General features: G+C 63.7%; 34 protein-coding genes. 18 read left to right on the plus strand and 16 right to left on the minus strand.

Annotated elements, in window-relative coordinates; genetic code table 11:
* Positions 1 to 240 precede the first annotated feature (240 nt).
* Positions 241 to 1134, minus strand: coding sequence for a LysR family transcriptional regulator (locus BJ6T_RS27840; RefSeq protein WP_028157615.1), 894 nt, complete (start codon positions 1132 to 1134; stop codon positions 241 to 243).
* Positions 1135 to 1251: 117 nt separating this feature from the next.
* Between BJ6T_RS27840 and BJ6T_RS27845 the strand changes: the two genes are divergently transcribed.
* The gene (locus tag BJ6T_RS27845) at positions 1252 to 1479 is read left to right on the plus strand and encodes a tautomerase family protein (RefSeq protein ID WP_014495867.1); all 228 of its coding nucleotides are present in this window, start codon (positions 1252 to 1254) and stop codon (positions 1477 to 1479) included.
* Here BJ6T_RS27845 and BJ6T_RS27850 read toward each other — a convergent pair.
* The 3 genes from BJ6T_RS27850 to BJ6T_RS27860 all read right to left on the minus strand — a co-directional run bounded on the left by BJ6T_RS27850 (position 1466) and on the right by BJ6T_RS27860 (position 3434).
* Positions 1466 to 2110 (minus strand): O-methyltransferase, encoded by a 645-nt coding sequence (locus BJ6T_RS27850; protein WP_014495868.1) that lies wholly within the window; start codon positions 2108 to 2110, stop codon positions 1466 to 1468. The two genes, BJ6T_RS27845 and BJ6T_RS27850, sit on opposite strands and share 14 nt — an antisense overlap.
* A 19-nt stretch (positions 2111 to 2129) precedes the next feature.
* Positions 2130 to 2756, minus strand: coding sequence for a PadR family transcriptional regulator (locus BJ6T_RS27855; RefSeq protein ID WP_014495869.1), 627 nt, complete (start codon positions 2754 to 2756; stop codon positions 2130 to 2132).
* Positions 2757 to 2882: 126 nt separating this feature from the next.
* The gene (locus BJ6T_RS27860) at positions 2883 to 3434 is read right to left on the minus strand and encodes a carboxymuconolactone decarboxylase family protein (RefSeq protein ID WP_014495870.1); all 552 of its coding nucleotides are present in this window, start codon (positions 3432 to 3434) and stop codon (positions 2883 to 2885) included.
* A 69-nt stretch (positions 3435 to 3503) separates the two neighbouring features.
* On the opposite strand from BJ6T_RS27860, the gene BJ6T_RS27865 reads away from it, so the two are divergent.
* A complete protein-coding gene (locus tag BJ6T_RS27865; protein ID WP_014495871.1) occupies positions 3504 to 3857 on the plus strand; it encodes an MmcQ/YjbR family DNA-binding protein in 354 nt (117 codons plus the stop codon).
* 100 nt (positions 3858 to 3957) lie between these two features.
* Complete coding sequence (locus BJ6T_RS45970; protein WP_048228158.1) at positions 3958 to 4113, plus strand: hypothetical protein; 156 nt, start codon at positions 3958 to 3960, stop codon at positions 4111 to 4113.
* 78 nt (positions 4114 to 4191) lie between these two features.
* Here the strand turns inward: BJ6T_RS45970 and BJ6T_RS27870 are convergent, their stop codons facing one another.
* Positions 4192 to 4662 carry a MarR family winged helix-turn-helix transcriptional regulator gene (locus BJ6T_RS27870; protein ID WP_014495873.1) on the minus strand — a complete coding sequence of 157 codons (471 nt, stop codon included), beginning with the start codon at positions 4660 to 4662 and terminating at the stop codon, positions 4192 to 4194.
* 148 nt (positions 4663 to 4810) lie between these two features.
* Here BJ6T_RS27870 and BJ6T_RS27875 point away from each other — a divergent pair, with 148 nt between their 5' ends.
* From BJ6T_RS27875 to BJ6T_RS27885, 3 genes are read left to right on the plus strand one after another with little or no spacing between them, the layout of a single operon-like run.
* Positions 4811 to 5212 carry an Ohr family peroxiredoxin gene (locus BJ6T_RS27875; RefSeq protein WP_014495874.1) on the plus strand — a complete coding sequence of 134 codons (402 nt, stop codon included), beginning with the start codon at positions 4811 to 4813 and terminating at the stop codon, positions 5210 to 5212.
* Between the two features lie 31 nt (positions 5213 to 5243).
* Positions 5244 to 5657, plus strand: coding sequence for a cupin domain-containing protein (locus BJ6T_RS27880; protein WP_014495875.1), 414 nt, complete (start codon positions 5244 to 5246; stop codon positions 5655 to 5657).
* 52 nt (positions 5658 to 5709) lie between these two features.
* Positions 5710 to 6588, plus strand: a complete 879-nt coding sequence (locus BJ6T_RS27885) for a bifunctional helix-turn-helix transcriptional regulator/GNAT family N-acetyltransferase (RefSeq protein WP_014495876.1) — start codon at positions 5710 to 5712, stop codon at positions 6586 to 6588.
* Between the two features lie 6 nt (positions 6589 to 6594).
* On the opposite strand, the gene BJ6T_RS27890 is transcribed toward BJ6T_RS27885, so the two are convergent.
* Entirely contained in the window at positions 6595 to 7815 is a 1221-nt protein-coding gene (locus BJ6T_RS27890) for an MFS transporter (RefSeq protein WP_014495877.1), read from the minus strand.
* Positions 7816 to 7852: 37 nt separating this feature from the next.
* Here BJ6T_RS27890 and BJ6T_RS45975 point away from each other — a divergent pair, with 37 nt between their 5' ends.
* Positions 7853 to 8140 (plus strand): hypothetical protein, encoded by a 288-nt coding sequence (locus BJ6T_RS45975; protein ID WP_141378525.1) that lies wholly within the window; start codon positions 7853 to 7855, stop codon positions 8138 to 8140.
* A gap of 18 nt (positions 8141 to 8158) precedes the next feature.
* Positions 8159 to 8617: a cupin domain-containing protein gene (locus BJ6T_RS27895; RefSeq protein WP_014495878.1), complete on the plus strand. Its 459-nt coding sequence runs from the start codon at positions 8159 to 8161 to the stop codon at positions 8615 to 8617.
* A gap of 104 nt (positions 8618 to 8721) precedes the next feature.
* Here the strand turns inward: BJ6T_RS27895 and BJ6T_RS27900 are convergent, their stop codons facing one another.
* The gene (locus BJ6T_RS27900) at positions 8722 to 9591 is read right to left on the minus strand and encodes a LysR substrate-binding domain-containing protein (RefSeq protein ID WP_014495879.1); all 870 of its coding nucleotides are present in this window, start codon (positions 9589 to 9591) and stop codon (positions 8722 to 8724) included.
* Between the two features lie 130 nt (positions 9592 to 9721).
* Here BJ6T_RS27900 and BJ6T_RS27905 point away from each other — a divergent pair, with 130 nt between their 5' ends.
* The 8 genes from BJ6T_RS27905 (at position 9722) to BJ6T_RS27935 (ending at position 15244) form a co-directional block, all read left to right on the plus strand.
* Entirely contained in the window at positions 9722 to 10735 is a 1014-nt protein-coding gene (locus BJ6T_RS27905; protein ID WP_014495880.1) for a zinc-binding alcohol dehydrogenase family protein, read from the plus strand.
* Between the two features lie 54 nt (positions 10736 to 10789).
* Entirely contained in the window at positions 10790 to 11311 is a 522-nt protein-coding gene (locus BJ6T_RS27910; protein WP_014495881.1) for a cupin domain-containing protein, read from the plus strand.
* Between the two features lie 63 nt (positions 11312 to 11374).
* The gene (locus tag BJ6T_RS27915) at positions 11375 to 11812 is read left to right on the plus strand and encodes a GlcG/HbpS family heme-binding protein (protein ID WP_014495882.1); all 438 of its coding nucleotides are present in this window, start codon (positions 11375 to 11377) and stop codon (positions 11810 to 11812) included.
* Between the two features lie 131 nt (positions 11813 to 11943).
* A complete protein-coding gene (locus BJ6T_RS27920; protein ID WP_014495883.1) occupies positions 11944 to 13062 on the plus strand; it encodes an L-dopachrome tautomerase-related protein in 1119 nt (372 codons plus the stop codon).
* A gap of 17 nt (positions 13063 to 13079) precedes the next feature.
* Complete coding sequence (locus tag BJ6T_RS27925) at positions 13080 to 14195, plus strand: L-dopachrome tautomerase-related protein (protein WP_014495884.1); 1116 nt, start codon at positions 13080 to 13082, stop codon at positions 14193 to 14195.
* 335 nt (positions 14196 to 14530) lie between these two features.
* A complete protein-coding gene (locus BJ6T_RS47505) occupies positions 14531 to 14707 on the plus strand; it encodes a hypothetical protein (RefSeq protein WP_167541706.1) in 177 nt (58 codons plus the stop codon).
* The gene (locus BJ6T_RS27930) at positions 14704 to 14937 is read left to right on the plus strand and encodes a hypothetical protein (protein ID WP_028169591.1); all 234 of its coding nucleotides are present in this window, start codon (positions 14704 to 14706) and stop codon (positions 14935 to 14937) included. The genes BJ6T_RS47505 and BJ6T_RS27930 overlap by 4 nt, the downstream gene beginning before the upstream one ends.
* 49 nt (positions 14938 to 14986) lie before the next feature.
* Positions 14987 to 15244 carry a hypothetical protein gene (locus BJ6T_RS27935; protein WP_141378526.1) on the plus strand — a complete coding sequence of 86 codons (258 nt, stop codon included), beginning with the start codon at positions 14987 to 14989 and terminating at the stop codon, positions 15242 to 15244.
* 204 nt (positions 15245 to 15448) lie between these two features.
* On the opposite strand, the gene BJ6T_RS27940 is transcribed toward BJ6T_RS27935, so the two are convergent.
* Positions 15449 to 16042: a membrane protein gene (locus BJ6T_RS27940; protein ID WP_014495886.1), complete on the minus strand. Its 594-nt coding sequence runs from the start codon at positions 16040 to 16042 to the stop codon at positions 15449 to 15451.
* 104 nt (positions 16043 to 16146) lie between these two features.
* Positions 16147 to 16731, minus strand: a complete 585-nt coding sequence (locus BJ6T_RS27945) for a TetR/AcrR family transcriptional regulator (protein WP_014495887.1) — start codon at positions 16729 to 16731, stop codon at positions 16147 to 16149.
* A gap of 78 nt (positions 16732 to 16809) precedes the next feature.
* On the opposite strand from BJ6T_RS27945, the gene BJ6T_RS27950 reads away from it, so the two are divergent.
* Positions 16810 to 17307 carry a peptide deformylase gene (locus BJ6T_RS27950; RefSeq protein ID WP_014495888.1) on the plus strand — a complete coding sequence of 166 codons (498 nt, stop codon included), beginning with the start codon at positions 16810 to 16812 and terminating at the stop codon, positions 17305 to 17307.
* A gap of 26 nt (positions 17308 to 17333) precedes the next feature.
* Here the strand turns inward: BJ6T_RS27950 and BJ6T_RS27955 are convergent, their stop codons facing one another.
* Together BJ6T_RS27955 and BJ6T_RS27960 are read right to left on the minus strand one after the other, a co-directional pair.
* Positions 17334 to 17852 carry a DUF8737 domain-containing protein gene (locus tag BJ6T_RS27955; protein WP_014495889.1) on the minus strand — a complete coding sequence of 173 codons (519 nt, stop codon included), beginning with the start codon at positions 17850 to 17852 and terminating at the stop codon, positions 17334 to 17336.
* A 162-nt stretch (positions 17853 to 18014) separates the two neighbouring features.
* Positions 18015 to 18440 (minus strand): hypothetical protein, encoded by a 426-nt coding sequence (locus BJ6T_RS27960; RefSeq protein WP_014495890.1) that lies wholly within the window; start codon positions 18438 to 18440, stop codon positions 18015 to 18017.
* A 149-nt stretch (positions 18441 to 18589) separates the two neighbouring features.
* Between BJ6T_RS27960 and BJ6T_RS27965 the strand changes: the two genes are divergently transcribed.
* Entirely contained in the window at positions 18590 to 19561 is a 972-nt protein-coding gene (locus BJ6T_RS27965) for a LysR family transcriptional regulator (RefSeq protein ID WP_014495891.1), read from the plus strand.
* Positions 19562 to 19713: 152 nt separating this feature from the next.
* On the opposite strand, the gene BJ6T_RS27970 is transcribed toward BJ6T_RS27965, so the two are convergent.
* From BJ6T_RS27970 to BJ6T_RS27990, 5 genes are all read right to left on the minus strand, one after another.
* Positions 19714 to 20076: an ArsR/SmtB family transcription factor gene (locus BJ6T_RS27970; RefSeq protein WP_014495892.1), complete on the minus strand. Its 363-nt coding sequence runs from the start codon at positions 20074 to 20076 to the stop codon at positions 19714 to 19716.
* Positions 20076 to 20738, minus strand: coding sequence for an SRPBCC family protein (locus BJ6T_RS27975; RefSeq protein WP_014495893.1), 663 nt, complete (start codon positions 20736 to 20738; stop codon positions 20076 to 20078). The genes BJ6T_RS27970 and BJ6T_RS27975 overlap by 1 nt, the downstream gene beginning before the upstream one ends.
* A 138-nt stretch (positions 20739 to 20876) precedes the next feature.
* Positions 20877 to 21755, minus strand: coding sequence for an AraC family transcriptional regulator (locus tag BJ6T_RS27980; protein ID WP_014495894.1), 879 nt, complete (start codon positions 21753 to 21755; stop codon positions 20877 to 20879).
* Positions 21756 to 22003: 248 nt separating this feature from the next.
* Entirely contained in the window at positions 22004 to 23263 is a 1260-nt protein-coding gene (locus BJ6T_RS27985) for a serine hydrolase domain-containing protein (RefSeq protein ID WP_014495895.1), read from the minus strand.
* A 103-nt stretch (positions 23264 to 23366) separates the two neighbouring features.
* On the minus strand, positions 23367 to 25286 hold the full coding sequence (locus BJ6T_RS27990) for a Vps62-related protein (protein WP_014495896.1): 1920 nt from the start codon (positions 25284 to 25286) through the stop codon (positions 23367 to 23369).
* Between the last annotated feature and the right edge of the window lie 299 nt (positions 25287 to 25585).

Consider the following 25585-nt stretch of genomic DNA (forward strand, 5'->3'; position numbering starts at 1 on the left):
TCGCTGCGTCCCGTGGTCGGGTGCGGTCACATGGTAGCGGCTCGTGGCGCAGGCACAACTCACAAAGAGGCGGGCGATTGTTCCAACATCGTCAATACGATCGCCGCAAAGCAATCCAGAATCTTTCCACGGATATTTCTGGATTGCTCCGCCGCGCTCGCAATGACGCCGTTTCCGAATTCCGGCAGAGCGGATTGACCGACTGTTCGGGTGTGTTTTTGCCTGTCGGGCTACGAAGCTCTACAGCTTCGCCTCGGCAAAGATGCCTGATATCCAGTCGAGGAAGACGCGCAGGCGGAGCGCGAGCTGTCGATTTTGCGGATAGAGCGCGGAGAGCGGCGTCGGCGACGGCGGATAGCCGGCCAGCACTTCGACCAGCGCACCGCTGGCGAGATCCGCCGCGAAGCGATAGCGGGGCGCCTGCGTGAGGCCGAAGCCGAGCCGCGCGAGATCGGCCATGGTGTCGGAATTGTTGACGCGAACCCGGCTTGGCAGCACGACATTGCGCAGCCCGCCGGCAACGGAAAACTCCAGCGGCAGCACATCGCCGGTGCGCGAGGAGATGAACGCGACCATCTGATGCCCGTCGAGCGTATCAGGCGTCGCGGGCATGCCGTGGCTGGCGAGATAAGCCGGACTCGCCACCGTGATCTCCTCGACGGTGCCGAGGCGCCTCAAAATCATCCCGCTGTCCTCGGGCTCGCCCGACCGGATCGCGCAATCGATGCCCTCACGCACGAGATCGACCAGCCGGTCGCCCTGCCCGATCTGCAAGTCGAGCTGCGGATGGCGCGCCAGGAATTCCGGCAGGTGCGGCAAGATGAAAGTGCGGGTCAGCAAGGGATGTGCGTCGATGCGCAGCAAGCCACGCGGTCGCGCATCGCGCATCGTGGTTTCGGCTTCCTCGACCTCCGCGAGGATAGCGACGCAGCGGCGGTAATAGTCCTCGCCGTCGAGCGTCGGCGTGACATGCCGCGTCGTGCGTTCGAGCAGGCGTGCGCCCAGCCGCGCCTCGAGCCCGCGCAAAACCTCGCTCGCCGTCGAGCGGGGAATGCCGAGATCGGCAGCCGCAGCCGTAAAGCTCTGCCGTTCGACGAGGCGGACGAACAGGCGCATGGCGTCAAATCGGTCCATGGCCGATTGTTCACCACAGCCGACAAGTGATGACAAGTTTTTCGCGATTATCCGGTCGCGGCGATCGGGCATTCTCGAACAGGAGCAACCACACCCCATCACATGGAGAGACCCATCATGCCCTTCGCCAATATCAAGATCCCCCAGGCCGCCTTATCGCGGGCGCAGAAGGCGGAGATCGTGCACAACCTCACCGCGCTGTTCGCGCACTATTTCGGCGAAGCGGCGCGGACGCACACGATGGTGCTGATCGAGGAAGTGCCTGATGGCGGTTATGGCCGCGCCGACGAGGTGTTCGTGGTTCCCGACGCCTATCGCGCAAGCGACGCCGCTACCTCACCTTGAGGCTGAGCTCGGTGCCGCCCTTGAGCGGCAGCGTCATCGAGACGAAACCGTTTTTGAGGTCGCGGATGAAATCGAGATAGTCGGGCTCAGCATTGTCGTTCATGACGTAGCCGCCGACGCGCAGCTGCGGCGCGACGATCCCGATCACCTCGCGCGCCAGCGAGGGACCGCTCTCACCCGGCCAGCCGTCGATCAGGACGAAATCGACGGGACCGCCGAGATCGCGCAAGGTTTTTCGCGCATCGCCCTCGCGGATCTCGGCATAGTCGGCAAGGCCGGCCTCGGCGAGATTGCGTTTGGCGGTCTCGACCTTGGCCGGCACGATCTCCGAGCCGATCACGGTGCCGCCGCCATTGTCGCGGATAGCGGCCGCGAAATAGAGCGTGGACATGCCGACCGAGGTGGCGAACTCGGCCACGCGCGTGGCACGCAGGCCACGGCACAGCAGATAGATCAGTTCGCCCTGCTCGGAATGAATCGAAAAGCCCTGCTCGGCATAGGCGTGGGGATCACGGCTGTTGAAGGAGCCGCGCGGCCCGCCGCCTGATGGACGCTGCCGCGCGCCTTGGAGGCGCACGAGGACGGCGTTGACGCGTGGGTCTTGAATCGGGCTGTGGGGCCGATCACTCATGTGTTGCTTCGCCTCTCAGTTATTTACCGAGGATTTCCGCTGCAGCACGATCCAGGATCGCAGCGATGCGGCGCGCCTCGGCGGAGTCGCTGCCATGCCTGGAACGCAGCGCGCGCTTGAGGTTGTGGCGGGCACGGTGCAATTCGTCGGAGGCGTCGGCATCGAGATCGCTGACGCCGGCAAAGGCCTCGCGCACCTCATCCATGCGGCGACCGATCCGCGACAGCGCTTGCAGGATTGCATCCGCAGTGGCGCGGTTCTCGGCGAGATGCGCCTGGCCCTGCGGCGTGATGCTGTAGAGCTTTCGGCCACCGTCCTGCTCGACGCTGCTGTGGCCGACTTCTTCGAGATAGGTCAGCGCCGGATAAATCACGCCCGGGCTCGGCGTGTAGAAGCCGTCGGACCGCTCCTCGATGATCTTGATCAACTCGTACCCATGAGCCGGCTTTTCGGCGAGCAACGCCAGGATCACGAGCTGGAGGTCCTGCGAGGAGAGCCGCCTTGCCCCGGGGAAATCGCCGCCCGAGCCGCGCCCGAAGAAGCCATGCCCGCCGCGGCCAAAGCGTCGCCCGCCGCCATGCCGGCCCATGACGAAATGGGCGAAATGCCCGAAGTGAAAGTCTCTGTGGTCTCGTCCGTGGTGCATATCGTACGTCCTTTTGTAAAACATATCTTACGATATAATTTGCGACAGATGGCCCGCAACCCACAAGTCTGTGATCGCGCCTTGGCGCTGGTCCCGGCTCGGGGGACCAGCGCCGCCGGCGACCGATTACTCCGCGGCTTCGCTGTGGGGAACGCCCTGCTCGACCTCGAGCTGGAGGATGTCGTTGAAGCGGTTGAAGGCACCGCAGAGCGCGATGCGCCAGGTCAGCTCGACGAGCTGGGCTTCCGAGAAATGCGCGCGCAGGCGGACGAAGATCTCGTCGCGGGTCTTGTTCCAGTTGTTGGTGACGGCGATGGAATATTCGACGACGAGCTTGTCGAGCTCATCGAGCTCGGGATGGTCCCTGTAGTCGACGAGGCGCGCGGCGCCCTCCTCTGACACGCCCTGCACCGCCAGCTTCGGCGCGTGGTGCGAGACGCAATAGTCGCATTTGTTGAGCAGCGAGACCGTGACCAGCGCGAGCTCCAGATGGCGCTTCGAGACGTTGCCTTCTTCAGCAAGATCGACCAGCAGCGACCACATATGCTTGAAGATCGGCAGGCGGTGGGCCATGACACCGGCCTGGTTCTCGAACGCGCCGTAGGTCGTCATCTTGTCCCACAGCGGCCTCAGCGCCTCCGGCAGATCGTCCCTGGTCTTGATCGAAACGCGCGACATGGCAATTCATCCCTGGTTGGAAGACGCATGTTGCCATAAAGGCGGTCCTTTCGTCTCAAGTGCGAGCGCATGACACCCAAGACATTCGAAGCCCGCTGCCTGCGCCTGCCCGCGGCCACCAAGGTGGTGCAGTGGGAAGGCACCTCCGTGTTCAAGGTCGGCGGCAAGATGTTCGCGCTCGGCGGCGGCTTTGCCGCGGGCTCCGGCGGCTACATGTTCAAGGTTTCGGACATGGCCTATGCGATGCTGATCGAGCATGGCGTGGCACGACCGGCGCCCTATCTGGCGCGCGCCAAATGGGTGCAACTCGCCAGCAACAACGCACTACCCGATGCGGAACTCACCGCCTATCTGGCGCAGGCCCATGCCCTGATTGTCGCAAAGCTCACGCGCAAATCACGCAAGGCGCTCGGGCTGGACTGAGTACTCTCCACAACGTGATGCGCTGATCATCGTACTGCCATTGGACTTGTGCTGCACCGCACCTAACTCGAAGCAAAGCCCATTCGAGATGGAGTGTTCCATGAGCAAGCCCAACACCACTGCAGCCCAAACTTATCGCTATGAACTTGTGCATGATGATGATGACGCCGACTTCGTCGCTTACCAGCGCCGTCGCGAAGACGGGTTCTGGCAGACTTTCGCGACTTGGATGATTCCGCGCACGGTCTGCAACTAGAGCCGCGCGCCTTTCCTTCGTGCCTGTATCGGAGGCGGACGGCGCCTCCGACTATTCCAGCGGGAAGGCGCCGCGCGCTCAGCGCTTCTTCTCTCCGGGCGCCTGGATCGCGCGCAGCAGATTGTCGCGCAGGCGGCTCACCGTCTTCTGCACCACCGGAAATTCGTCGCCGAGGCCAGTCGCCTCGATCACGGACTCGCCGAGATCCTGTTCGATCAGCCTTCGGCCGGCCGGCGTCAGGCTCACGCGCACCTGCCGCTCGTCGGCGGAATCGCGGTGGCGCTTGATGTAACCGTTCTGCTCGAGCTTCTTCAGGATCGGCGTCAGCGTGTTGGATTCCAGGAACAGCTTGTCGCCGAGCGCGCTGACCGTCTGCTCGTCCTCGTCCGACAGCGCCACCATGGCGATGTACTGGGTGTAGGTCAGCCCGACCTTGTCGAGCAGGGGCTTGTAGGCGCGGCCGAAGGCCAGATTGGCCGAATAGACGGCAAAGCACAGGAAATTCGACAGTTTTCGGCCTTTGCCGGCGGCTTTGGCGGGACGGGACACGTGAACCTCCGCAATTCGTGATCTCCGGATCAATATAAATCGCATCCGATTAAATCGGAAGAGCTTGATCAGACGGAGTGACAGGTTTATTTCGGCGCTCATCCGATTAGATCGGATACGATCTAAATCAGACGAGAAAGGATCCGCCATGACTACCGCTGCAAAGCTTCTCTTCACCGGCCAGACCCACGTCACCTCCGGCCCCGACGGCGCCGCGCACGCGAACGACGGTTCTCTCGATATCAAGCTGGCCCAGCCGCACCCGGCCGCCGAAAACCTGTTCGCCGCCGCCTGGTCGGCCTGCTACCTCGGCGCGCTGGGCCTCGCCGCCGCCCAGCGCAAGGTCAAGCTGCCGAGCCAGCCGTCGGTCGACACCACGATCGACCTGAACAATGCAAACGGCGCCTTCTTCCTGCGGGCCCGTCTCGACGTCAGCGTTCCCGGCGTCGATCGCGCGGTCGCCCAGGAGCTGATCGAGGCGGCGCACGGCATCTGCCCCTATTCCAAGGCCGTCCACGGCAACATCGAGGTGACCACCACCCTCGTCTGACCCGCCATCAAGCCAACATCAGGAGCCGACCATGAGCCCCTATCCATTACGAACCCTGCGCGTGCTTGCGAGCGCTGCCGTGCTCGCCACCAACCTTCTCACCCTGCCGGCAGCAGCCCAGCCGGCCGGCGTCACGCGCACCGACCTCCAGCGCCATGATCTCAGCGCGCCCGATCGCGAGGCGGTCCAGGTCCGCGTCGACCTCGCGCCCGGAGTTGCGTTCAGCCGGCATACGCATCCAGGCGAGGAGATTATCTATGTGCTGACGGGCGCCATCGAATACGACGTCGACGGCAAGCCCCCGGTGACGCTTAGGGCAGGCGACGTGCTGTTCATTCCGGCCGGAACGGTTCATGCGGCGAAGAACGTCGGCCAGGACACCGCGAGCGAGCTTGCGACCTATATCGTCGCCAAGGACAAGCCGCTTCTGACGCTGGCGAAGTGAGACCGGCCGTCTCGATTGACCCGCACACAATATCTGACTAAAGTCAGGTATCATGCTCAATCCCGTCTCCCGCGTCCGCCGCTTCAATCGCGCCGTGACCTCCGCCGTCGGCGCGCTCGACACCTCGTTCCTCGGGCGCGGCCGGCCGCTTGGGGCGGCGCGCGTGCTCAATGCGATCGGACATGGGCGCTCGGATGTGGCGGAGATCCGCGACTATCTCGGACTCGATTCCGGATTGATGAGCCGGCTGCTCCGCAGCCTCGAGGACGAAGGGCTGGTCGAGACCACGACGCATGAGGACGATGCGCGCCGCCGTGTCGTAACATTGACACGTGCGGGCCGGCGCGAGTTCGCAGCCTACGAGGCGCTGTCGAATACGCAGGCCGAAGGCTTCCTGGCGCAACTTTCGCAGCGCGAGGCGCTGCTGGCGGCGATGGACCTGATCGCTTCCGCGCTGACGCGCGAGCGCGTCGCGTTGGACGAGATGGATCCACGGAGCGAAGCAGCACGGTATTGCCTGCGCGAGTACTATTCCGAGCTCGGCCGCCGCTTCAAGCAGGGTTTTGACGTCTCGCTGTCGCGCGATCCTGACGCCAGGGACATGCGCCGGCCGCGCGGCACCTTCATCGTTGCGATGTCGGATACGCTGCCGATCGGCTGCGTCGGACTGAAGGGAACGGATCACGGCTATGCCGAGATCAAGCGTCTCTGGGTTGCCCCCGCAGCGCGCGGATTGCGGCTCGGCCGGCGCCTGATGGACGCCGCCGAGAATGCCGCACGCGACCTCGGCATCACGCTGCTGCGGCTCGACACCAACAGCGCGCTCGCCGAAGCCGGCCAGCTTTACCGCACCACGGGCTGGCGCGAGATCCCCCGCTTCAACGATGATCCCTACCCGGATCTCTTTTTCGAAAAGCACATCCCGTCATAGACCGCGTCACGCCGCCGCTGCCGCGGCCTCGCCTTGCGGCTTCGCGAATGGCCTGAAATTCATCGCCATCAGGAAGGCGCCGAGGCCCATCGCCCAGGAGGCGATATAGAGCCAGGCGTAGCTGGAGAACGCGTCGTAGATCAGGCCGCCGGCGAGCGGGCCGGTCGCCATGCCGAGGCTGCCGGCCATCGCCGTGCCGCCGATCACCGTGCCCATCATGCGCAGCGGGAAGTTTTCGCGCACCAGCACCGCATAGAGCGGCATGGTGCCGGCATAGATGAAGCCGAAGACGGCGCCGACCGCGTAGAACGTCGCGAGCTGCTGCGCGAAGACATAAGCGAGCGCGCCGAACGCCTGCAACAGCAGCCCCGTGACGAGCACGCGCTTGGCGCCGAAACGATCGCCGAGCAGCCCGAAGGCGATACGGCCGCCCATGCCGGCAAAGCCCTCGATGCTGTAGATCGTCACCGCCGCGATCAGCGGGATGCCGCAGCTCACGGCATAGCTGACGGTGTGGATGATCGGGCCGGAATGGGTGGCGCAACAGAAGAAGTTGGTGGCGAGCAGGATCATGAATTGCGGCGAGCGCAGCGCCTCGCCCAGCGACATCTCCCCTTGCGGCGCGCTCTCGCCCGCAGGCGCGGCGACGGCATGCGCGAGCGCGGGCGGGCGTCGCACCAGGAACGAGACCGGGATCATGATGGCGCCGACCACCAGCGCCACGATCTGCATCGAGGTGCGCCAGTCGTGGCCGGAGACGAGCCAGGCCGCGAGCGGCGCCATCGTCATCGGCGCCATGCCCATGCCCGCCGACACCAGCGAGACGGCCAGGCTGCGATGGGTGTCGAACCAGCCGGTGACGGTCGCCATCATCGGCGCGAAGATCGCCGCGCAGGAGGCGCCGACCAGAAGGCCGAACATGACCTGGAACGCCAGCAGCGAGCTCGCGTGGCTCGCGGCGAACAGGCTGAGCGACAGCACCGTCGATCCCGTCAGCACCACCGGCAGCGGCCCGAATTTGTCGGTCGCCGTGCCCCAGGCCATGCTGGTGAAGGCCATCGCCAGGAACCCGATCGTCATCGCGCTGGAAACGCCGGTCACCGACCAGCCGGTGTCCTTGGCGATCGGCTGCAGGAACACAGGCAGCGAAAACATGCCGCCGATCGCGACACAGCCGAGCAAGCCGCCGGCGGCGACGATCACCCAGCGATAGGAGGAAGCGTTCATTTGGGTCTCCCGTCAGGTCTGTCTGGGTGGAAGACGAATGGGAACGCCGGAGACCGACAGGCTCGCGTCATTTTTCGTAGCAGGCTTTTGCGGCCCGCCAAGAAAAATGTCGAAAACAACCCCATGCACAGTAGCCCGCCCCCGCGGGATCAATGACTTACGGGCGGCCAAATTGCATGATCCGGAACTCGCGATTGCCAGGCCGCAATTTGACACGTCGGGCAAAACACTGGCATCCTGTCATCATCCCGAAAGCCTCATTGCATCCTGCGAACGGCCGCCGATCATGGCGCCGGTCACCGGTCCGCTGCGCGCGATGCGCTGATTTGAATGGAACATTCACATGCCCAAGATCGACATCGCCGCTGTCCCGGCGCGCAAGGGCTCCGGCTATCCCGCGCCCTTCGCCGGCCCTTGCGCCGATCGTATCCGCAAGCGGCTCGGCAATGCCGGTGGCCTCTCCGATTTCGGCGTCAACCTGATGCAGCTGCCGCCGGGCAATTGGTCGAGCCAGCGGCACTGGCATTCGCACGAGGACGAGTTCGTCTACGTGCTCGCGGGCGAAGTGGTCCTGATCGAGGACGACGGCGAAACCGTGCTGCGCGCCGGCGACTGTGCAGCCTTCCCGAAAGGCAGCGGCAACGGCCATCACATGATCAACCGCTCGGATGCGATGGCCGTCTATCTCGAGGTCGGCTCGCGCTCGCCCGACGATCTCACGACGTGCTCCGACATCGACATGATGAGCGCCAATTCCGACGGCCGTTTCGTACACAAGGACGGCACGCCCTATCCGGACTAGAGCTCGGAGCTGCAGTTGATGTCGACCTGGTCGCGATGCGCCCCGGAAGCAAAGCAGACGCATCGTGCTCAGTTTGAGTCTTGTCGCGTTTGACCCAAGCGGGGCTAGCCCGATTGCGGAAGTGAAGGCATCCGCATTCCCTCGACGAGAAATTCCAGCAAAGGTCGAGCTAGCGATTTTTCGGCTGTATCTTCGCCAAGGACGATGATCTCCGTCATCGGCAACGGTGGCCAGTGCTTCGGCGCATCGATGATCTGCATTCCGTCTTGAATGAACGAGCGACCCAGGAGCGTGATGCCAAGGCCACCGGCAACCGCGGCCTGAACCCCGGTCAGGCTGCTCACGGTGCATGCCGTCACCCACGCCTGCCGCGCCGCGTCGAGTGTCGTGAACATGAGCTCGCGATAACTGCAAGGTGGCTGGAGAAGGACGAGCGGCACTGGCTGTTCCGGATCGAGCCGGAAGTCGGACGCTGCGAACCAGACCATTGGTTCTCGCCATATGACGCGGCCTCGCTCCTTGAGCTCGCGGGTGGCGATCACGAGGTCCAGATTGCCCGCTTCGAATTCCCGAAGCAGGCTGTGGGTCAAACTCGTGTTGACGTCGAGCTGAACGCCGGGATGAAGTCGCAGAAAGCGCGCCAATAGCCTGGAGAGCTGGAGCGGAACGAAATCCTCGCAGATTCCCACGCGCAACCGGCCCGTCGTCTCCGGGACATGAAGCGAGCGGATGACGTCGTCATTCAGGTCCAGCAGGCGCCGGGCTCCGATCAGCAATTGGCCGCCCGCGCCGGTCAGTGCGAGCGAACGGCTGTTCCGGTCGAAGATAGGATGTCCGATCAGATCCTCTAACCTGCGGATTTTCTGGCTCACGGCCGATTGCGAGCGGCCGACCGTGTCGGCGGCGGCGGTGAAGCTTCCTGCATCGGCAACCGCGACGAACGCACGTAGCAAATCGAGCTCGAGGTCGCGCATATGCACCTATTAGGTTCGCTACTAGCTCCATTCAAACTATGCGTTTTTCTTCTCGGCGCCAAGCCGCGATAAGTCAGCCGAAGCCGTGGTCCGCAGAGGATGTCGGTCAGATGTGCCAAAGGAATCCTTGATGAAGGCAGTCGGCTATCGGGTAGCAGGCCCCCTCTCGGCGGGTGACGCTCTCGTCGACCTCGAATTGCCGGCCGCGGAGCCCGGCCCGCACGACCTGCGTGTTGCGATCAGAGCAGTTTCGGTCAATCCCGCAGACGTGCAAATGCGGGCGAGAATGTCGCCACCCGAGGGCAAGGTCCGGGTTCTTGGCTTTGACGCGGCCGGCGTGGTCAACGCCATCGGCTCGAATGTCACGCTGTTCAAGCCGGGAGACGAGGTCTTCTATGCGGGTGCAATGGATCGACCGGGCACGAACAGCGAGCTTCATCTGGTCGACGAGCGCGTTGTCGGCAGTAAGCCGAAAACCCTGAGCTTCAGTGAGGCGGCCGCGCTTCCGCTCACCTCGATTGCCGCATGGGAGCTGCTGTTCGAGCGCCTTGCCATTCCGTATGGGGTGAAGACGCAGTCCGGCGCGCTGCTGATCATCAATGGCGCGGGCGGTGTCGGCTCGATCCTGACGCAACTGGCGCGGCGGCTGACGGGGCTGACCGTGATCGCCACCGCGTCCAGACCGGAAACAGAGGCCTGGTGCAGCAGGATGGGCGCTCATCACGTCATCAACCACCATCGTCCTCTGGACCAGGGATTGAAGGAAATCGGCATCGGAGAGGTCAGATATGTTGCAGGTCTCACGGCGACCGACAGGCACTTGCCGGAGATCGCGGAAGCCATCGCGCCGCACGGCCGGCTGGCGCTGATCGACGATCCCCGCGCCTTCGATATTGTCGGCCTCAAGCGCAAGAGCGTCTCGGTACACTGGGAGCTGATGTTCACACCCACGCTGTACCGGACACCTGACATGGTCATGCAGCACCATCTGCTCAACGAAGTCGCGGCTCTTGTCGATGCCGGGTTACTGCGTACGACCCTGACGGAGGATGCGGGCCTCATCAACGCATTCAACCTCAAGCGCGTGCACGCGCAGGTCGAAAGCGGCCGGAGCATCGGCAAGACCGTCCTGTCGGGATTTTGACGTCATGCTTCGGCCAGAGCCGGTCGCAATCATCCATTAACTCGGGAAACACCAATGAAGCTCAACTTGACGGCTTTTGCACTGCTTCTCTCCAGCGCAGTCGCGATCGTGCCTGCAATGGCCCAAAACCGGCCCGCGCCGTCGTTATCGGCCGCGCCTGTCGTTACCGATGCACCGGACGGCGGCATTCAGTCTGGGGGCAGCGGCCATTCGGCAGTCCTTCCTGTTCTCTACCAGCTCGATCAGCAGCCGATCGAACAGATCTCTCCCCTCGTGCAACGGCAATATCTGGTTGGTGCGCAATCCACGTTCGTCAAATGGATCGTGAAGAAGGGAGGCGTCTTTCCGCTTCACCATCACGCGAACGAGCAGATCACGTGGATTACGGAAGGGCGGTGCGAGGTCAGCTCGCAAGGCAAGAAGTTCATCATGACCGCGGGGACCGTCATGGTCATTCCGCCGAATACACCGCATGAATTTGTCTGCACCGAAGACACGATCGACATCGATTTCTTCTCTCCGCAACGTCAGGACTGGATAGACGGCGTCCCTTCGATTGCAGCGTCGCCAAAGTGAGACGGCATCCGATCGCAACGTCCGTCCGGTCTCATCGCTGAAAGCCAATCGGGAGTTCACATCATGTCAAGCCAGCCCCTCACTCACAGCAAGCGGCAACTCACATATGCGGCGGCCGCGATCGCAATCGAGGCCGCAGTCGCGAAATCCAGGGAGATCGCTGCCCCGGAATGCATTGCTATCGTCGATGCGGGGGGCAATCTCCTGGCGTTCGCCCGCGTCGATGCCGCCGCCGTTCTTGCCCGCGACCCGGCGATTGCCAAGGCCGCAACCAGCGCATCGATCGGCGCCCCGACCGGCGGAATCCCGTTCGAGTTCGGCGCGAATCTGGCATTCGCCAGTCACGGCGGCATCGCCAATCTCGGTGGCGGCTTTCCGATCGTCTTTCGCGGTGACGTGGTGGGAGCGATCGGCGTCGGATCCGGAACCACTGAACAGGATATTGCAGTCGCCGAGGCCGGACGGGACGCGATATTGGCGGCGCTCACGGCTGCGGCATGACGTCGCCGCCCTGCCTTAATCGCCGCGGAATTGAAGATGATGACTCTGCACAAGGCAGCCACGATCCGTGTCTCGCTGCTTTCCTCGCTTCTGGAATGGCGGCTACACCGCGAAATCCAAAGGACTCCCTCATGACCTCGAAAGCTTCATCGGCGTCCGGCGGGCCGCTCGCCACCGATCGCTCAATCGGGACGATCGAGCCGGTCTTTGAATTCTACGATGCTATGCCAACCGGTGTGTCCGTCGCTGCCGACGGCCGCATCTTCATCAATTTTCCCCGATGGGGCGACGACGTGCCGTTCACGGTCGGAGAGATCCGCAACGGCCAGGTCGTCCCCTATCCGGATGCGCCCACCAACATCTTCGATCCGGCGCGGCCTGGAGAAACCCTTGGCAGCGTGCAGAGCGTCGTCGTCGATGCGGCGAACCGCCTCTGGATTCTAGACACGGCAGCGCCGGGTTTTTCGTCGCCCGTGGCGGGCGGCGCAAAGCTTGTCGCGGCGGACCTGGCCACGAACAAGGTGGTGAAGACCATCGTGCTGCCGTCCTCGACCGTCTTGCCGACGACTTATATCAACGATGTACGCTTCGACCTGCGCCGGGGCAAAGCCGGCATTGCCTACATTACGGATTCATCGATCAGCGGACCGGGCGGCATTATTGTCGTCGATCTCGATAGCGGTGAAAGCTGGAGGAAATTGACCGGGCACAAATCGACCTCGCCGGATCCGGCTTTTATTCCCGTCGTGGAAGGCGAGCGACTGGCGGCTCGTGAGAAAGGGAAGCCTCCGGCCCCCTTCAGCGTCGCCTCCGACGGCATCGCCATTTCCGCTGACGGCACGACGCTCTACTACTGCCCCCTATCGAGCCGACATTTGTATTCGGTGCCGACAGCTCTTCTGCTCGACCGGCACGCGTCGGAGGCCGCCATTGCGGAGGCGGTCGTCGATCTCGGCGAAAAGGGAGCATCGGATGGCCTCGAGGCCGACGACAAGGGCCGCATCTATGCCGGTGACTACGAGCGCAACAGCGTTCGCCAGCGTCAAGCCGATGGTGAGTGGAAGACCATCGCGCATGATCCACGGATATTGTGGCCCGACACGCTGTCTGTTGCTTCGGACGGTTACCTGTACTTCACCGCCAACCAGCTCCATCGGCAGGCACAGTTCCACGAAGGGCAGGACCAGCGCGTGAAGCCGTACACGCTCTTCCGCGTCAGGATCGACGCGGGACCAGTCCTGCTGAAGTGATCAGGGTGAAATGACCCGTGACGTACGGAATTTTATCGCGCGGCCGAGAGGCATGCGCCGCGCTGTGCGTGATCATCATTTTCATTCTCGCGAGTTCGACCGCGATGGCGAAGCCAGCAAATAAGCTTCACCCCGAATTCGGTTCGAATGCGTTGATCGCGAACGGCGTTACAACGTCCTCTAGTGGCCGGCGCTTCGTCGTCGTTCAACCGCAAAAGCCAGGTCAGCCCGAGATCGCTGAAATCACAGCCGGCAATGTCCGGCCTTATCCGGATGCCGCCTGGAACGGTTGGCGCGAGCGGCAGGACGGAGAGCGCGCATTCGTTGGCGCAAACTCTCTGCGCATCGGTCCCGATGGCGCCTTGTGGATTGTCGATCGCGGCGCGCCGGGGATCGGCAAGCCACTGGTCAAGGGCGGTCCAAAGCTTGTCCGCATTGACCTCGCCACCAATCGGGTGACGCGGGTCTACGATCTTGCCTCGGCTGCCCAGGGAGCGAGCTTCGTCGACGATGTCCGCTTCAATGGCGGGATCGCCTACCTGACCGATGCGGGCCGCCCGGCGCTCATCGTCCTTGATCTGTCAACTGGACAGACACGTCGTGTTCTGGAGAACCACGCATCTACAGTCGCCGCTCGGCCGCTGGTGGCGGAGGGCCGGCAGTTGCTCGATTCCGACGGAAGGCCGGTCGTGGTGCATGCCGATCAGCTCGAAGTCTCGAGCGACGGGCTCTGGCTTTATTATCAGCCTTGCTCGGGTCCGATGTACCGGATCGCAACGCGCTTTCTGGATGATCCATCGCTCGACGAGGCGACCCTCTCGGGCCACGTCGAGCGATTTGCCGACACCCCCTCGACGGGCGGCACCGCCATCGACGCAGCAGGTACGATCTATGTCAGTGACACCGATCGTTCCCGGATTTTGAAAGTGTCTGCCACCGGCGAGATATCGACCTTGATTGCCGATCCCCGCCTGGCATGGGTGGATGCCATGTGGATCGACGACGAGGGCAAGTTGTGGATGCCGGCCGCGCAGCTCAACCGAACTCCGGGCCTCAATCACGGCAAGGACGCTGTCCGTTGGCCAATCACGCTTTATTCGATTGCCGTCGGAGCGAAGCCCGTCCGCCGATAAGCCGATTCTGATGCGTGACAGCATTCGCGTAATCGAAGGGCTGCCGATCGGCCATTGCTACCACACAAGATGAGTTGTCGCGTCGATACCATGGAACAGACCGCAATTGCTTCGCAGGGTTCAGGTGCCGATCGTGGAAAGCGACTCCTCGCCGTTAGTGCGGCCCTGGTCTCGGCAGTGTTCTTTGGCGTCAACGCGGTGGCATCAAAAAACTTTACGCACCCGAAGCCGCCGCTCGCTTTGACGCCGTCAGCCTCTTTGTCGCGCGCGGCGTATGGTCACTGCCCCTGTTTTTGCTGCTCGCGGCCGCCACCAGGCCTCGGCAGCTTCCCCCGTTGACGATCAGGAACGCGGCGCTTTTCCTGTTTTGTGACATCGCCTACGGACCGGGCACCAATGCGTTATCCGCGCTCGGTGCTTACGCCACCAGCGCATCGCATGCCGTATTGCTCCTCAGCCTCTTTCCGCCGGGCTGGCGGCGCTATTTCTGCGTGAACGGCTTTCTCAGTTGAAGACCTTCGCGATCGTCATCGGGGTGATCGGTGCCGCGACACTGACGCTAACCAGGTCCTCCGGCACCGCCACCACGATCGGTGATCTCCTTATTGCCGCCTTCATTCTCGCTTGGGCCATCCTGACGCTCGGCATTCGCCAGCTCGACAAGACCCTTCGGCGCTGTTTGTCGTTGGCGTGTTCGGCGCCATCGGCTGCTTTCGCTCGGCGTAATTGGCCTCGCCATTGAACGGCTCGATTCCGTTCTCATTCCGGTGCGGCATGTCGATCTGCAAACAGTGCTGTGGTTCGATCTCGAGCTTGTGTTGCTGCTGTCGCTTGCCGGTCAACTTCTGCAGAGCATGGCCCTTCGCGTGCTCGATGTGGCAATCGTGGTCGCGTTGACATCCTACGGCTCGATTTTCTTCGGTCTAGCGGCCTCGCTGGTGATCCTCGGCGAGCGCCTGACGGTGCAGGATATTCTCGCCGCGGCGCTTCTGGTGGCGGCGCTTGGCCTTTCGCTCTGGCCCGAGCGCGGGTTTTCGACGGGACGGTGAGTTGTTGCCGCGCGGCCTCCGGACGCGAACTACCGACGCGCGGCGGCCAGCGAGCCCGCGCGGCATTGTTAGGCCACACGCCGGTGCAGGGCAATTTCGGATACGCTTGCCAACAAGAATGAGGAGCCTCGAAGGGTGACGGAGATGGTACCGCGCTCGTTATCCACCCCGTCATCCTTCGGTGCCAGACATGGGCAGCAACGCTCACGCCCCCAATTGGGCTCGCCTAGCGCGCTGACGCCACTCGGTCACGGTCAACCATACCGCCGAGACCAGGAAGTAGACCGCGCCCACTGCAGCGTAGCCCGCGACATTCGCGATCGTCGGAGACATCGGCTTCGTGGCTTGAAAGATGAAGAACCCGCCGGCCAGGGCGGACTGGCCACCGCTGAGCACCATGGCCCATTGCGCGCCAAAACTCTTCCAGCGCCGGATGGCCGTCCCCAGTTGGAGCAGGCCGGACAGGATCGCCCATGCTCCGAACACGGCAAGCACGAGGTTCATGCTCATCTGCAAGGTGACGAGCACCGCGACGGTGGTCGCCAGGCTGACCAGAACGTTCAGCGCCTGGGTGCGATTTTGAGCGAGCCCGCCACTGCGCAAGGCGTCGACGAAGTTGGCCGCGGCGTCCCATGCCGGATAGAGCACGAGCAAGGCTCCTGCGATCGCCGCGGATGACGGCCCGACGGCAAACGCGGCAACGACCCAGGCGACGGAGAACGCCGCCCGGATGAAGTAGTAGAACTTCAGCCATTGCTCGCGGTCGGCCCGAACGAGATCCAATTGATGATGCGTCACCGCACTCTCTCCTATACCTACTGGTTGGTAGTTTTTACCCGCAACAAATCGCGTCCGCCCCCAGCGTGCCCGCGGGCGTGTCGTTGTCGTCTCGTCGAAATGTTTCAGTGCCTCGCGGACAACCGATCCAGCAGCGGGGTGGTGATCACACCGAACATCTTTGGATCGCCATAGGCACGCGCCGACAGCATCGCGCCGTGAATGGTCGCCATGAAGCTTTCCGCCTCGATCTTCGCTGCGCTGGAGAGATGCAGCTGCCCCTTCCGCTTGCCGCGCTCCATCACCGAGGTCAGCCACGACGCCAGCAAACGGAAATACGCGCGGACTTCAAGCGCCACCTCCTCCGGCAGGATCGGAAGCTCGCAGGCCAGCAGCGCACACACGCAGAAGGGCGCCGTCGCATCGTTGATGCACGCCTCCCAGTACTCGACATAGCTTTTGAGCTGCTCGCGGGGGTCGGCGACATTACGTTCGAGCGCGGTCAGTCCCGCCTCGGCTTCCGCGCGATAGCGCGACACGAGGGTTCGGACCAGATCGACCTTGCTGGCGAAATGGTGGTGGATGCTCGGCTTGCGGATGCCGACGACGTCCGCCACGTCGGCGTAGCTGAAGCCGTTATAGCCGCCCGCGATGATCAGGGTGCGCGCGCAGGCCAGGATGTCGTCGGCCGTCGAGGAGGCGTTGGTCATGGGAGATTAGCTACCTTTCAGTTGGTAGGCAGTCAAGAACGGGATGCTTCAACCATCCGTGAGTGGTAGGGAGCCTGCATGACCATTCGCCCCCTCCTCCGCTATCCCGACCGCCGGCTCGCGATGCCGGCCCATACCGTCACCGCATTCGGCGGCGCCTTGCGCGAGCTTGCAGCGGATCTGCTCGACACCATGCGCGCCGCGCCCGGGATCGGCATCACGGCGCCGCATATCGGCGTGCCCTTGCGCGTCGTCGTGCTCGAGCTCGACGCCAAGGCGGGCCCGCAGACCTACGTCAATCCGGAAATCGAATGGGCCTCGCCGGAGATGATCCTGCATCGCGAAGCCAGCGTCTCGATGCCCGGCGTCAACGACGAGGTGCAGCGCCACGCGCGGGTGCGGATCAGCTATCAGGATGTTGACGGCAACATGCACAACGAGGAGTCGGGCGACTTGCGCGCGGTGTGCCACCAGCACGAGATCGATCAGCTCGACGGGATGTTCTGGATCCAGCGGCTGTCGCGCCTGAAGCGGGAGCGATTGATCAAGCGGTTCGAGAAGATGGCGCGCGGGTGAAACGCCGGCGGGAGGCCGGGTTCGCTTCAGCCCGCGCCGGCCAGTGCGGCGGCATCGGCGTCGAGCCGAGGGCGTGCCAGAAAATAGAATGCGGAGACGTGCGTGATCATCAGCAGCGGCACGTAGATGATCGGGATCGCGTAGGTTGCGCCAAGCCACTCCGCATGCGCGGGAAGGCCGACCTGGATGGCGTCATAGTAGTCGACGACGAGATCGACCGTGCCCGCGAGATTGAAGGCGACGATGAACAGCCAGAAGAGCGTGCGTATCCTCACCGTGAGAAGCGCCAGCATGGCCAGCACCCCGGTCGCGAAGTCGCCCCAGGCGGCGAACGTGGCGAAGCCGGCCGGGAGGTCCGGGCTCACGACGCCGGGAAGGATGAAGACGAGCCCGAAGAAGCGGAAGCTGTGCAGAGTGGCGATGGCACGGTGCGCGTCGCGCCCGTCCATCGATCTGAGCCAGGGCCAGACATACGTGCCGAAGCAGAGCAGCCACGCGACGTAACCGAGGACAAGATGTATCCGGAAGAGCGTTTCTGTCGTCATTTTGGCCTCCGATCAGAGCGCGACTAGCGCGTAGAGCAACCAGCTCCACAGTGCCGTGAATGGGACGGTCCAAAGCAGGCCATGCCAGACCCGAAGCGGCGGGACGATCACAGCGGGAGCAGCATCGGTGGTCATCGGCCGTCCTCCATCGGGGTCTCGCCCTTATTGCCGGCGCTCGGGATTGGCCATGAGCAAGCGGAGCGGCAAAAGCGGACCGATTGCGATGTACTCGTGGTCCATCAGGTCTTGCCTGGCCAATGGGAGGTCTTCCATGATCGCGTGTGCCCCGGCGAGATCCCTGGCATCGACGAAGAGGACAACTCCGCGCCCATCGCCACGCGAATACCACTCGCGAATTTTCCCATCGAGATAGAGCTGCACGGTTTGCCGGATTTCAGCGGGCATGACGGCCATGACCTGCTCGCGCGTGACGCCCGCCTTCACGGTCAGGATGACCATCACCCCGGTGGTTGTGGGCGACATGGCTTGTGAGATGGCTTGTGTTTGGGCAACGGATGGATCGGTCATGGAAGTCGCTCCCATCAGGGTTAGAGTGAGCATGACGACAAATTTACGGATGACTTTCATCGGTCTCGTTTCCCGGAGCACGGCGGTCCCCTTTGTTCTCTGAGATCGCGTTGACGTCGCAGTGTCCGACATCAGCGATGCTTCCGATCTGCGAGCGAGACATACGATCGATTGGCGCGAGCGACTATTCGGGATAATGTTGATGGGCTATGAAGCAGAACTTCACAGTCAGACAAGGCGCTCTCGATGGCGTGGAAGCGTTCCTGCGCGTCGCCCAGTACCGCAGTTTCCGCCGGGCGGCCGCGGAGCTCGGGGTCACGCCATCGGCCATCAGCCAGGCGGTCCGTGCGCTCGAGGCGCGTGTCGGCGCAGCCTTGTTCATACGCACAACACGCAGTGTCGGCCTCACCGAGGCCGGCGCGCGGTTCCTCTCGCGCGCAAAGCCCGCTTTCGAGGAGCTCGTCGCCGCAAGCGAGGTTGCGCGCGATCTTGGACAGCGTCCGACTGGACTGTTGCGCCTCACCGTGCCGCGCGCGGTGGTACCGATCCTGCTGGAGCCGCTGATCGCATCCTTCTGCCAGGCCTATCCCGAGGTCGAGGTGGAGATCGCCGCCGGCGAGGAATTGGTCGACCTCGCGGCCAAGGGGTTTGATGCCGGCGTCCGGATGGGCCAGTTCATCGCCACCGACATGGTCGCGGTCCGGCTGACGCCCCCTTTCCCGTTCGTGGTCGTCGGCAGCCCCGACTATCTACGCCGGCACCGACAGCCCGAGCGTATCGACGACCTGCGTCAGCACGCATGCCTGCGCATTCGCCGCAGCAACGGATCGATCGCACCCTGGTCTCTTGTCGATGGCAACAAGACGGTCGAAGCGATCGTCTCGGGGCCGCTGATTGCCCACGACTTTCCCACCATGCTCGGCGCCGCCGTGGAAGGCATGGGACTTGCGCAAGTGCCCGCACCGATCGCCACCAGCCTGGTGAAGACGGGAAAGCTCGTACAGGTCCTGAAGTCCTTCGCGCCAATGGCGCCGGGCGTGTTTCTCTACTATCCGAGCCGGCATCAAACGATGCCGAAACTGAGAGCCTTCATCGATCACGTGAAGGGCCGCCAGGTCGCTGCCGGCAAAACGCGCGTTCACGTCGATGACAAGCGAACGCGCGGGACGAAGACGCGCTGATATCGAAGGCGCGCGACGGCTGCTGGCCTCGCGCATCGCGATGGCGCTGGGGAGATGAGCGCGTAGGATGGGTAGAACGCAGCGAAACCGATCGGGTCCAACGCGCGGTATTGATGGGTTTCGATGCGCTCTACCCATCCTACCAATGAAGCTCACGCCCTCTTCCCGCTCCGTTTGGTCATCGGCGCGTGACGGCGCTCCCGTTTGCCGCGCGCGATCTCCGTCGCCAGCGCGTCCAGCTTCGGCTCCCAGAAATTCCTGAACTGACCGATCCACGCATCCACCGACCGAAGCCCCGCAACGTCGACCGAATAGAGCCGTCTTTGCGCCTCCGCCCGAACCGTCGCAAAGCCGCTCTCGCGCAGCACCTTGAGATGCTGCGACACGGCCGCCTGCGTGATCCCGAACTCGGCCCCGATCACTTCAACGACCTCACCGGACGCCATCTCCCCCGGGGCGAGCAGCTCGAGGATGCGACGGCGCACGGGATCGGCGAGGACCTCGAAGACGTGCATCAGCTTCCTGTGCCCGGATGTGCGACGTCAGGCGGCATCTCGCCGCGATAGAAGGCGATGGTGCGGTCGGAGCGCTGCTTCGCCGTCTCAGGATCGACCCCGCTTGCGACATGCGCCTCGCACCAATATTCACCGCTTGTCGTCATGAATTCCTTGCCGGCAGGTGAGCCCATCCAAGCCTCGGCCGTCTCGTGGTCGACCGATGCGCCGGTCGCAACATATCGCTCCAGTCCCGCGATGGCGAGATCCCAGCCGATACCCACCGCACCAGGACCGAACTGATTCCAATGGTCCTCGATGATTGCGGTGTGCTCCAGCGTCAGACGCGCCTGATCCCGTTCTGCTGCCAGCTTGACGTCGATCCAGCTCATCCCGCCGCCGAATTCCCACGTCGCTGCAAAATGCGTCGGCGGCGTACATGCCGTGATGGTGCCGCCCGCGTTCCCCTTCAGCTGGTACCTTCCACCCAGCTGGAGGTCTCCCTCGACCGGCAGGAACCAGCGCGGAATGCGTTGCCGGCTGGTCACTGCATCCCAGAGATCGTCGACGCTGGTCTCGTAAAGCCGCGTCAGCGTCACCGTGCTGGCTGCTTTTCCATCCTTCTCGAAATTCTTCACCGAACGCGTGACTAGCCCCAAGACCCTGGCGACGTCGATTTCCATTGCATCCCTCCGCATCGTTTCGCGCAATGGCGAGTATCGGCCTTCACTAATATAAGTCAATCCTTATATTGGTGAGACCATACGACGCGTGGAACGCGCGATATTGAATGATGCCGGTTCGTCCGCCGTCGGAGGGCACTATTTCAGCGGCAGAAAGACGTCCGCAACCGTCTCATGCTCCGGCACCTCCGGGAAGAAGCTCAGCCGCTGGCAATAGATCGGGAAGTCGCGTGCTTCCTCGCCGCTGGCCGGAAGCCAGTCGCGATAGAGATAGAGCGCGGCGGGCTCCAGATTGTCGGTGTAGCCGACGCCCCGCAGCACCGCGCAGCGTCCGCCAGGGATCTCGCCGGCCTTGATCTCTTCGCCATTCGCCTCGATCGGCTGGTCGGTCCCGACACAGAGGTCCGTGCTGTAAGCGGCGGGCGAGGAAGGACGCCGTTCGGACCGCCAGACATTGAAGGTCGGACTTGTCCTGGGGTGCAGGCCGGCTTTCTTGCGCCACGCGATGAACCGCCGGATGGTATCGCCGAGCGTCGCCGGGTCGCCCCGATGCTCCATGATCGCGACTTTCGTGGAGGGCACGTCGCGTATCGTCACGTCGTCAGTGGTAAAAGTCTTCATGAGCTTGCTCCTCGCGTTGTCGAGAGGCCCGAAGGCCACAAGCCACAGCTCCCAGTCGGGAGAGTTGCGGAACGACGACGGCGATTGCCCGAACCGTTGTCGAAAGGCGCGGGCAAAGGCGTCCGGTGCGTCGTAACCGGCGTCCATCGCGATGTCGGTGACGTCAAGGGCGTCACTGTAGGCCAGCAGGTAGGAAGCGCGCTTCATACGGGCCAGCTGGACATAACGATGCACGGACAACCCGAAGGTCGCCGTGAACTGCCGGTGGAAATGAAATTTCGAGAAGGCCGCAACGCTGCTCAGCGTTTCCAGGTCCAGATCGCTGTCGAGATGCCGGTCGATATGGTCCAGCACCCGCCGCATCCGGTCCTGATAGTTTTGCAGCGCCGCCTTCATCGTCCCTCCTCCGTGGCGGCTTCAGATAGCCGCTGACGGTCATGACGCGCTCGACCGATCTTGCGGTTTGGGAGGATGTCCCCGTGGCATCCTCTGATCTCCACCGTCGTCGCCCGGCTCGACCGGGCGACCCGGTACGCCGCGGCCTCTCGGTTCAATCACGATCGTCTCTGGAATACTGGATCGCCCGATCAAGTCGGGCGATGACAGCGAGTATGCGGCGCCAAGAGACGATGCAGCAATCTACCCTAGCCGCCGACCATCAGCTGCTTCGCCAGCGCCATATAGGCCGGCAGCGTCACGGGGTCGTTGGCGGCGTTGCCCGCTACGGGGTGCGATGCGTAGCGCGCAATCACCATCTCGGCCTTGGGATCGACGTAGATGCCCTGGCCATGAACGCCGCGCGCCATATAGGCGCCGTGGGTGTTGTGCGTGACCCACCATTGGTTGCGATAGGACGCGCCGGGCAGCGTGGTGTAGCCGGCCGGCTTGAACTTCTCGGGATCGCCGCCGCGCGCGATGTCCTCGACCACCTGTGACGGGACGATCTGGCGGCCGTTGAAGCGGCCATGATTGCGCATGGTCTCGCCGAAGCGGGCGAGATCGCGCAACGTGGTCGAGAGGCCGCCACCGCCGCTCTCGGTGCCGATGCGATCGACGTGATAATGCGCGTCCTCCTCCGCGCCCATCGGCGTCCAGATGCGCTCGGAGAGAAGGTCGGACAAGGTCATGCCGCTGGCGCGCCGGCAGATCCAGGCGAGCACGTCGGTGTTGACGGTCTTGTAGGCAAAGGCCTTGCCGTGCTCGCCCTGCTTCTTCTGCCCGACGAGGAAATCGAAGATATTGGTCGCACCGTCATAGTCAGGCGGAATCGGCGCCATGCCGTTGGCGCGCCGCAAGCCCCACACGTGGGAGTTCTTGTCGGTATAGACTTCGGTGTATTCGAGCCCCGTGGTCATATCCATGACCTCGTGCACGCGCGCATCGCCGAACGCGCTGGCCTTCAACTCCGGTACATAATCCGTGACGGGCGCCTGCGGATCGATCTTGCCCTCGGTGACCAGAATGCCGGCCAGCACGCCGGTGAAGGATTTCGTCACCGACATCGCGATATGCGGCTTGTGCGGCTTCAGCGCGCCGAAATAGCGCTCATAGATCAGCTTGCCCCGATGCAGCACGGCGATGCCGTCGGCATAAGTCTCCTCCAGCATCTTCGCGAACGTCATGGGCCGGCCGTCCAGGGTGGTCGAGGCGACCGCGCCGATGTCGTGGTCTTCCCGCGGCAACACGGACGCAGGCCCTGCCCCGCGCCAGACATTCACCGTCGGCACCAGCTGGCGGACGTTGCTCCAGGCCCAGCGCAATTCGGGGAAATTGCGGAACGAGCCGTTCTGGAAGGTGATGGTGCGGTCGGGAGATGGCGGGAAGCCCTTCATCCAGCCGAGCGCTTCGGGGTCGGTCTCGGTGGCGGTCGCGGGCTGTTGGTTGGGGGCGGTTGCAGCGGACATGAAGGCGGGCTCCGGAGGCGACGATGTAGTCGGCGTATCATGGGACAGCGCCGTCTACATCCCGCGTTTGCGCCGGGGGGCTGTGCAGCGATCCCGCCGCGCTTTACTCGAAGGTCGCGCTGTTCCAGTACACCGTCGGTGACGACTTGCCGGGATGCACGACAAGAAAGCCGGCCTGCCAGGGGATCACGCTGGGCGTCCGCTGGGTGAACGCGCCGGCGATCGTGCCTGAATCGCTCCAGTCCGCGCCATCGCTGGTGACCGAGTAGCGCACCTTCTTGTTGCTGTCGGCATAGAAGCAATAGAGCGTCCCGTTCGGCCCTCCGGCGAGCGCGCCGCTGGTGTCCGAACAGAGCGACATGCTCGGCAGCAGATTGGGGCCGGTCCAGTTCGAACCGTCGGACGACACATAGGCGCCGAGCACCGTCGGCATCCCCTTTTCGAGACCCGCGATCGGCGCCACGATCACCAGCGCGCCCCCGCAGCTCTCTACCGCAGGCGCCACCAGCGCACCGCCTGCGATCGTCGCAGGCACCGGGCCGTTCTCGCCGGGGAGCATCACGCTTTGCGGAGGCCCGAAGTGCACCCAGTCGGTCGTGCTGAGATACTGGATCGTCCCGTCAGCGCCGCCCCAGGCAATATACCAGGCGCCGTTGAACTGGCCGATGCTGGCCCCGGTCGTGGCCGGCGGTGCGGGCCAGAGCCCCGCTGCGCTCCACGGCCCTCCGGACGCCCCAGAGGACGAGATGAAGGCGAGAAGGCTGGTCTTGCCCAGACCGAGCAGCGCCAGTCCGCCCGAGGGCGTCGCGCAGGCGGCCAGTCCGCCGAACGGGGCCATGGTAGGCGACTTCGCACTGGACCATTTACCCTGGTCGAAGCTCCACGCACTCATCATCGGTGGCAAGGGATTCCCCATTCCGATGCAGAGGATTTGCGATCCCGGCATCGTCGCCAGCGCCACCGGAACGAGACTGACGCTCGAAGCGATCGGCGCGTCGGTGCCGAACGGCAGGAAAGTCGGCGTGACGGCCCAGGAGCCCTTCTGCGATGGTCCCGTTGGGCCGGTCAGATCGCCCTTCGCGATCGGCAGGATCACTTCCGAGAGCCAGGCCTGCAGCGTCGTCGAGCCTGCGACGTACTGCACGGCCTCCTCGACCAGCACATTCAGTTGCATGCCGTTGGCGGCGGCGGCGACCAATGAGCCGATCTCTGCGTCGGTCAGCGTGGGCTCGATCGGTTGTCCCCAGCGGCCCTTAAAGGCGAGCCAGGGTGGCGGGGTCACGGGCGTGGGAAGGATCGCCTGCGCATCGTTCTGGATCACGACCGGCGGATTGGGCGTGACCAGATTGACGGTCGGACCGCCGCCGCGCGCGTAGTCGGCCACCGCGAAGCGCACGTCCCACACATCGACGCCGCCGATCTCGTAGGTGCTGTTGCTCGAGGCCGGATAGTTGGCATGCGACCCGCTCGCGACATAGACGTTCGGGTGCGTACCGCTGAGCGACAGAAAGCCGTCGTTCGGCGAGCACCATTGTCCGCCCGAATGCTGCGAGAAGAACACGCCGACGACCTGCTGGTCGATATTGACGCGCACCGTGACGCATTCCCAGTCGCCCCAATGGATCGAGAGCGGCATCAGCGCCTGACCGGTACTGCCGGTCCAGCCGGTGACCTCGAAGGTCTCCTGCCCGTTATAGGGATAGAACAGCCAGTACTGGAGATCGACCATGTCGGTGCGGTCATCGACCGGCAGGACGTGGACATAGCTGGTGGCGGTGGGGAGATAGCCCTTCATCAGCGAGGCCCATATCGCCTGCGGCGCGACCAGATAGTCGTCGGGGCTGCTCTGCTCGGCGGTCCCCCAATTCCACTGACCCGGGCCGGAATAGATGCCGCCGGCGGCCTGGTAGCCGACCTGGCCGATGTACCAGTCGGTCGACGAGGGCAGATTGACCTCGTCCTTGTCGAGATGAAGGATCGGCGCGAAGTTCGAGACGAGTTCGGCAAGCGTAGGCCAGGCCATGATTTGCTCCCTGCTGGTCGTGGATCGACTCTTGGATCGAATCTTGGATCGACGGTCGGGAGCTTTGAACAACCGATATTGGACGCGAGCCAGCCCCTGCGCGACAGTCTACAACAATACACGCTTAAAGCGAGATCACATCGTGCTGAAATTTGGCGCAGATGAAGCAGCGCGGCAGCGACGGAGAATTTCACACTGCTGTCATTCGTCTGTGAAGATGACGGCGCACCTGCGACGACACGGTCGCAGGTGCGCTCGCCCATGACACCGATGGTCTTCACCGGGCTTCAGCGAAACGG

The organism is Bradyrhizobium japonicum USDA 6, from assembly GCF_000284375.1.
Lineage (GTDB): Bacteria > Pseudomonadota > Alphaproteobacteria > Rhizobiales > Xanthobacteraceae > Bradyrhizobium > Bradyrhizobium japonicum.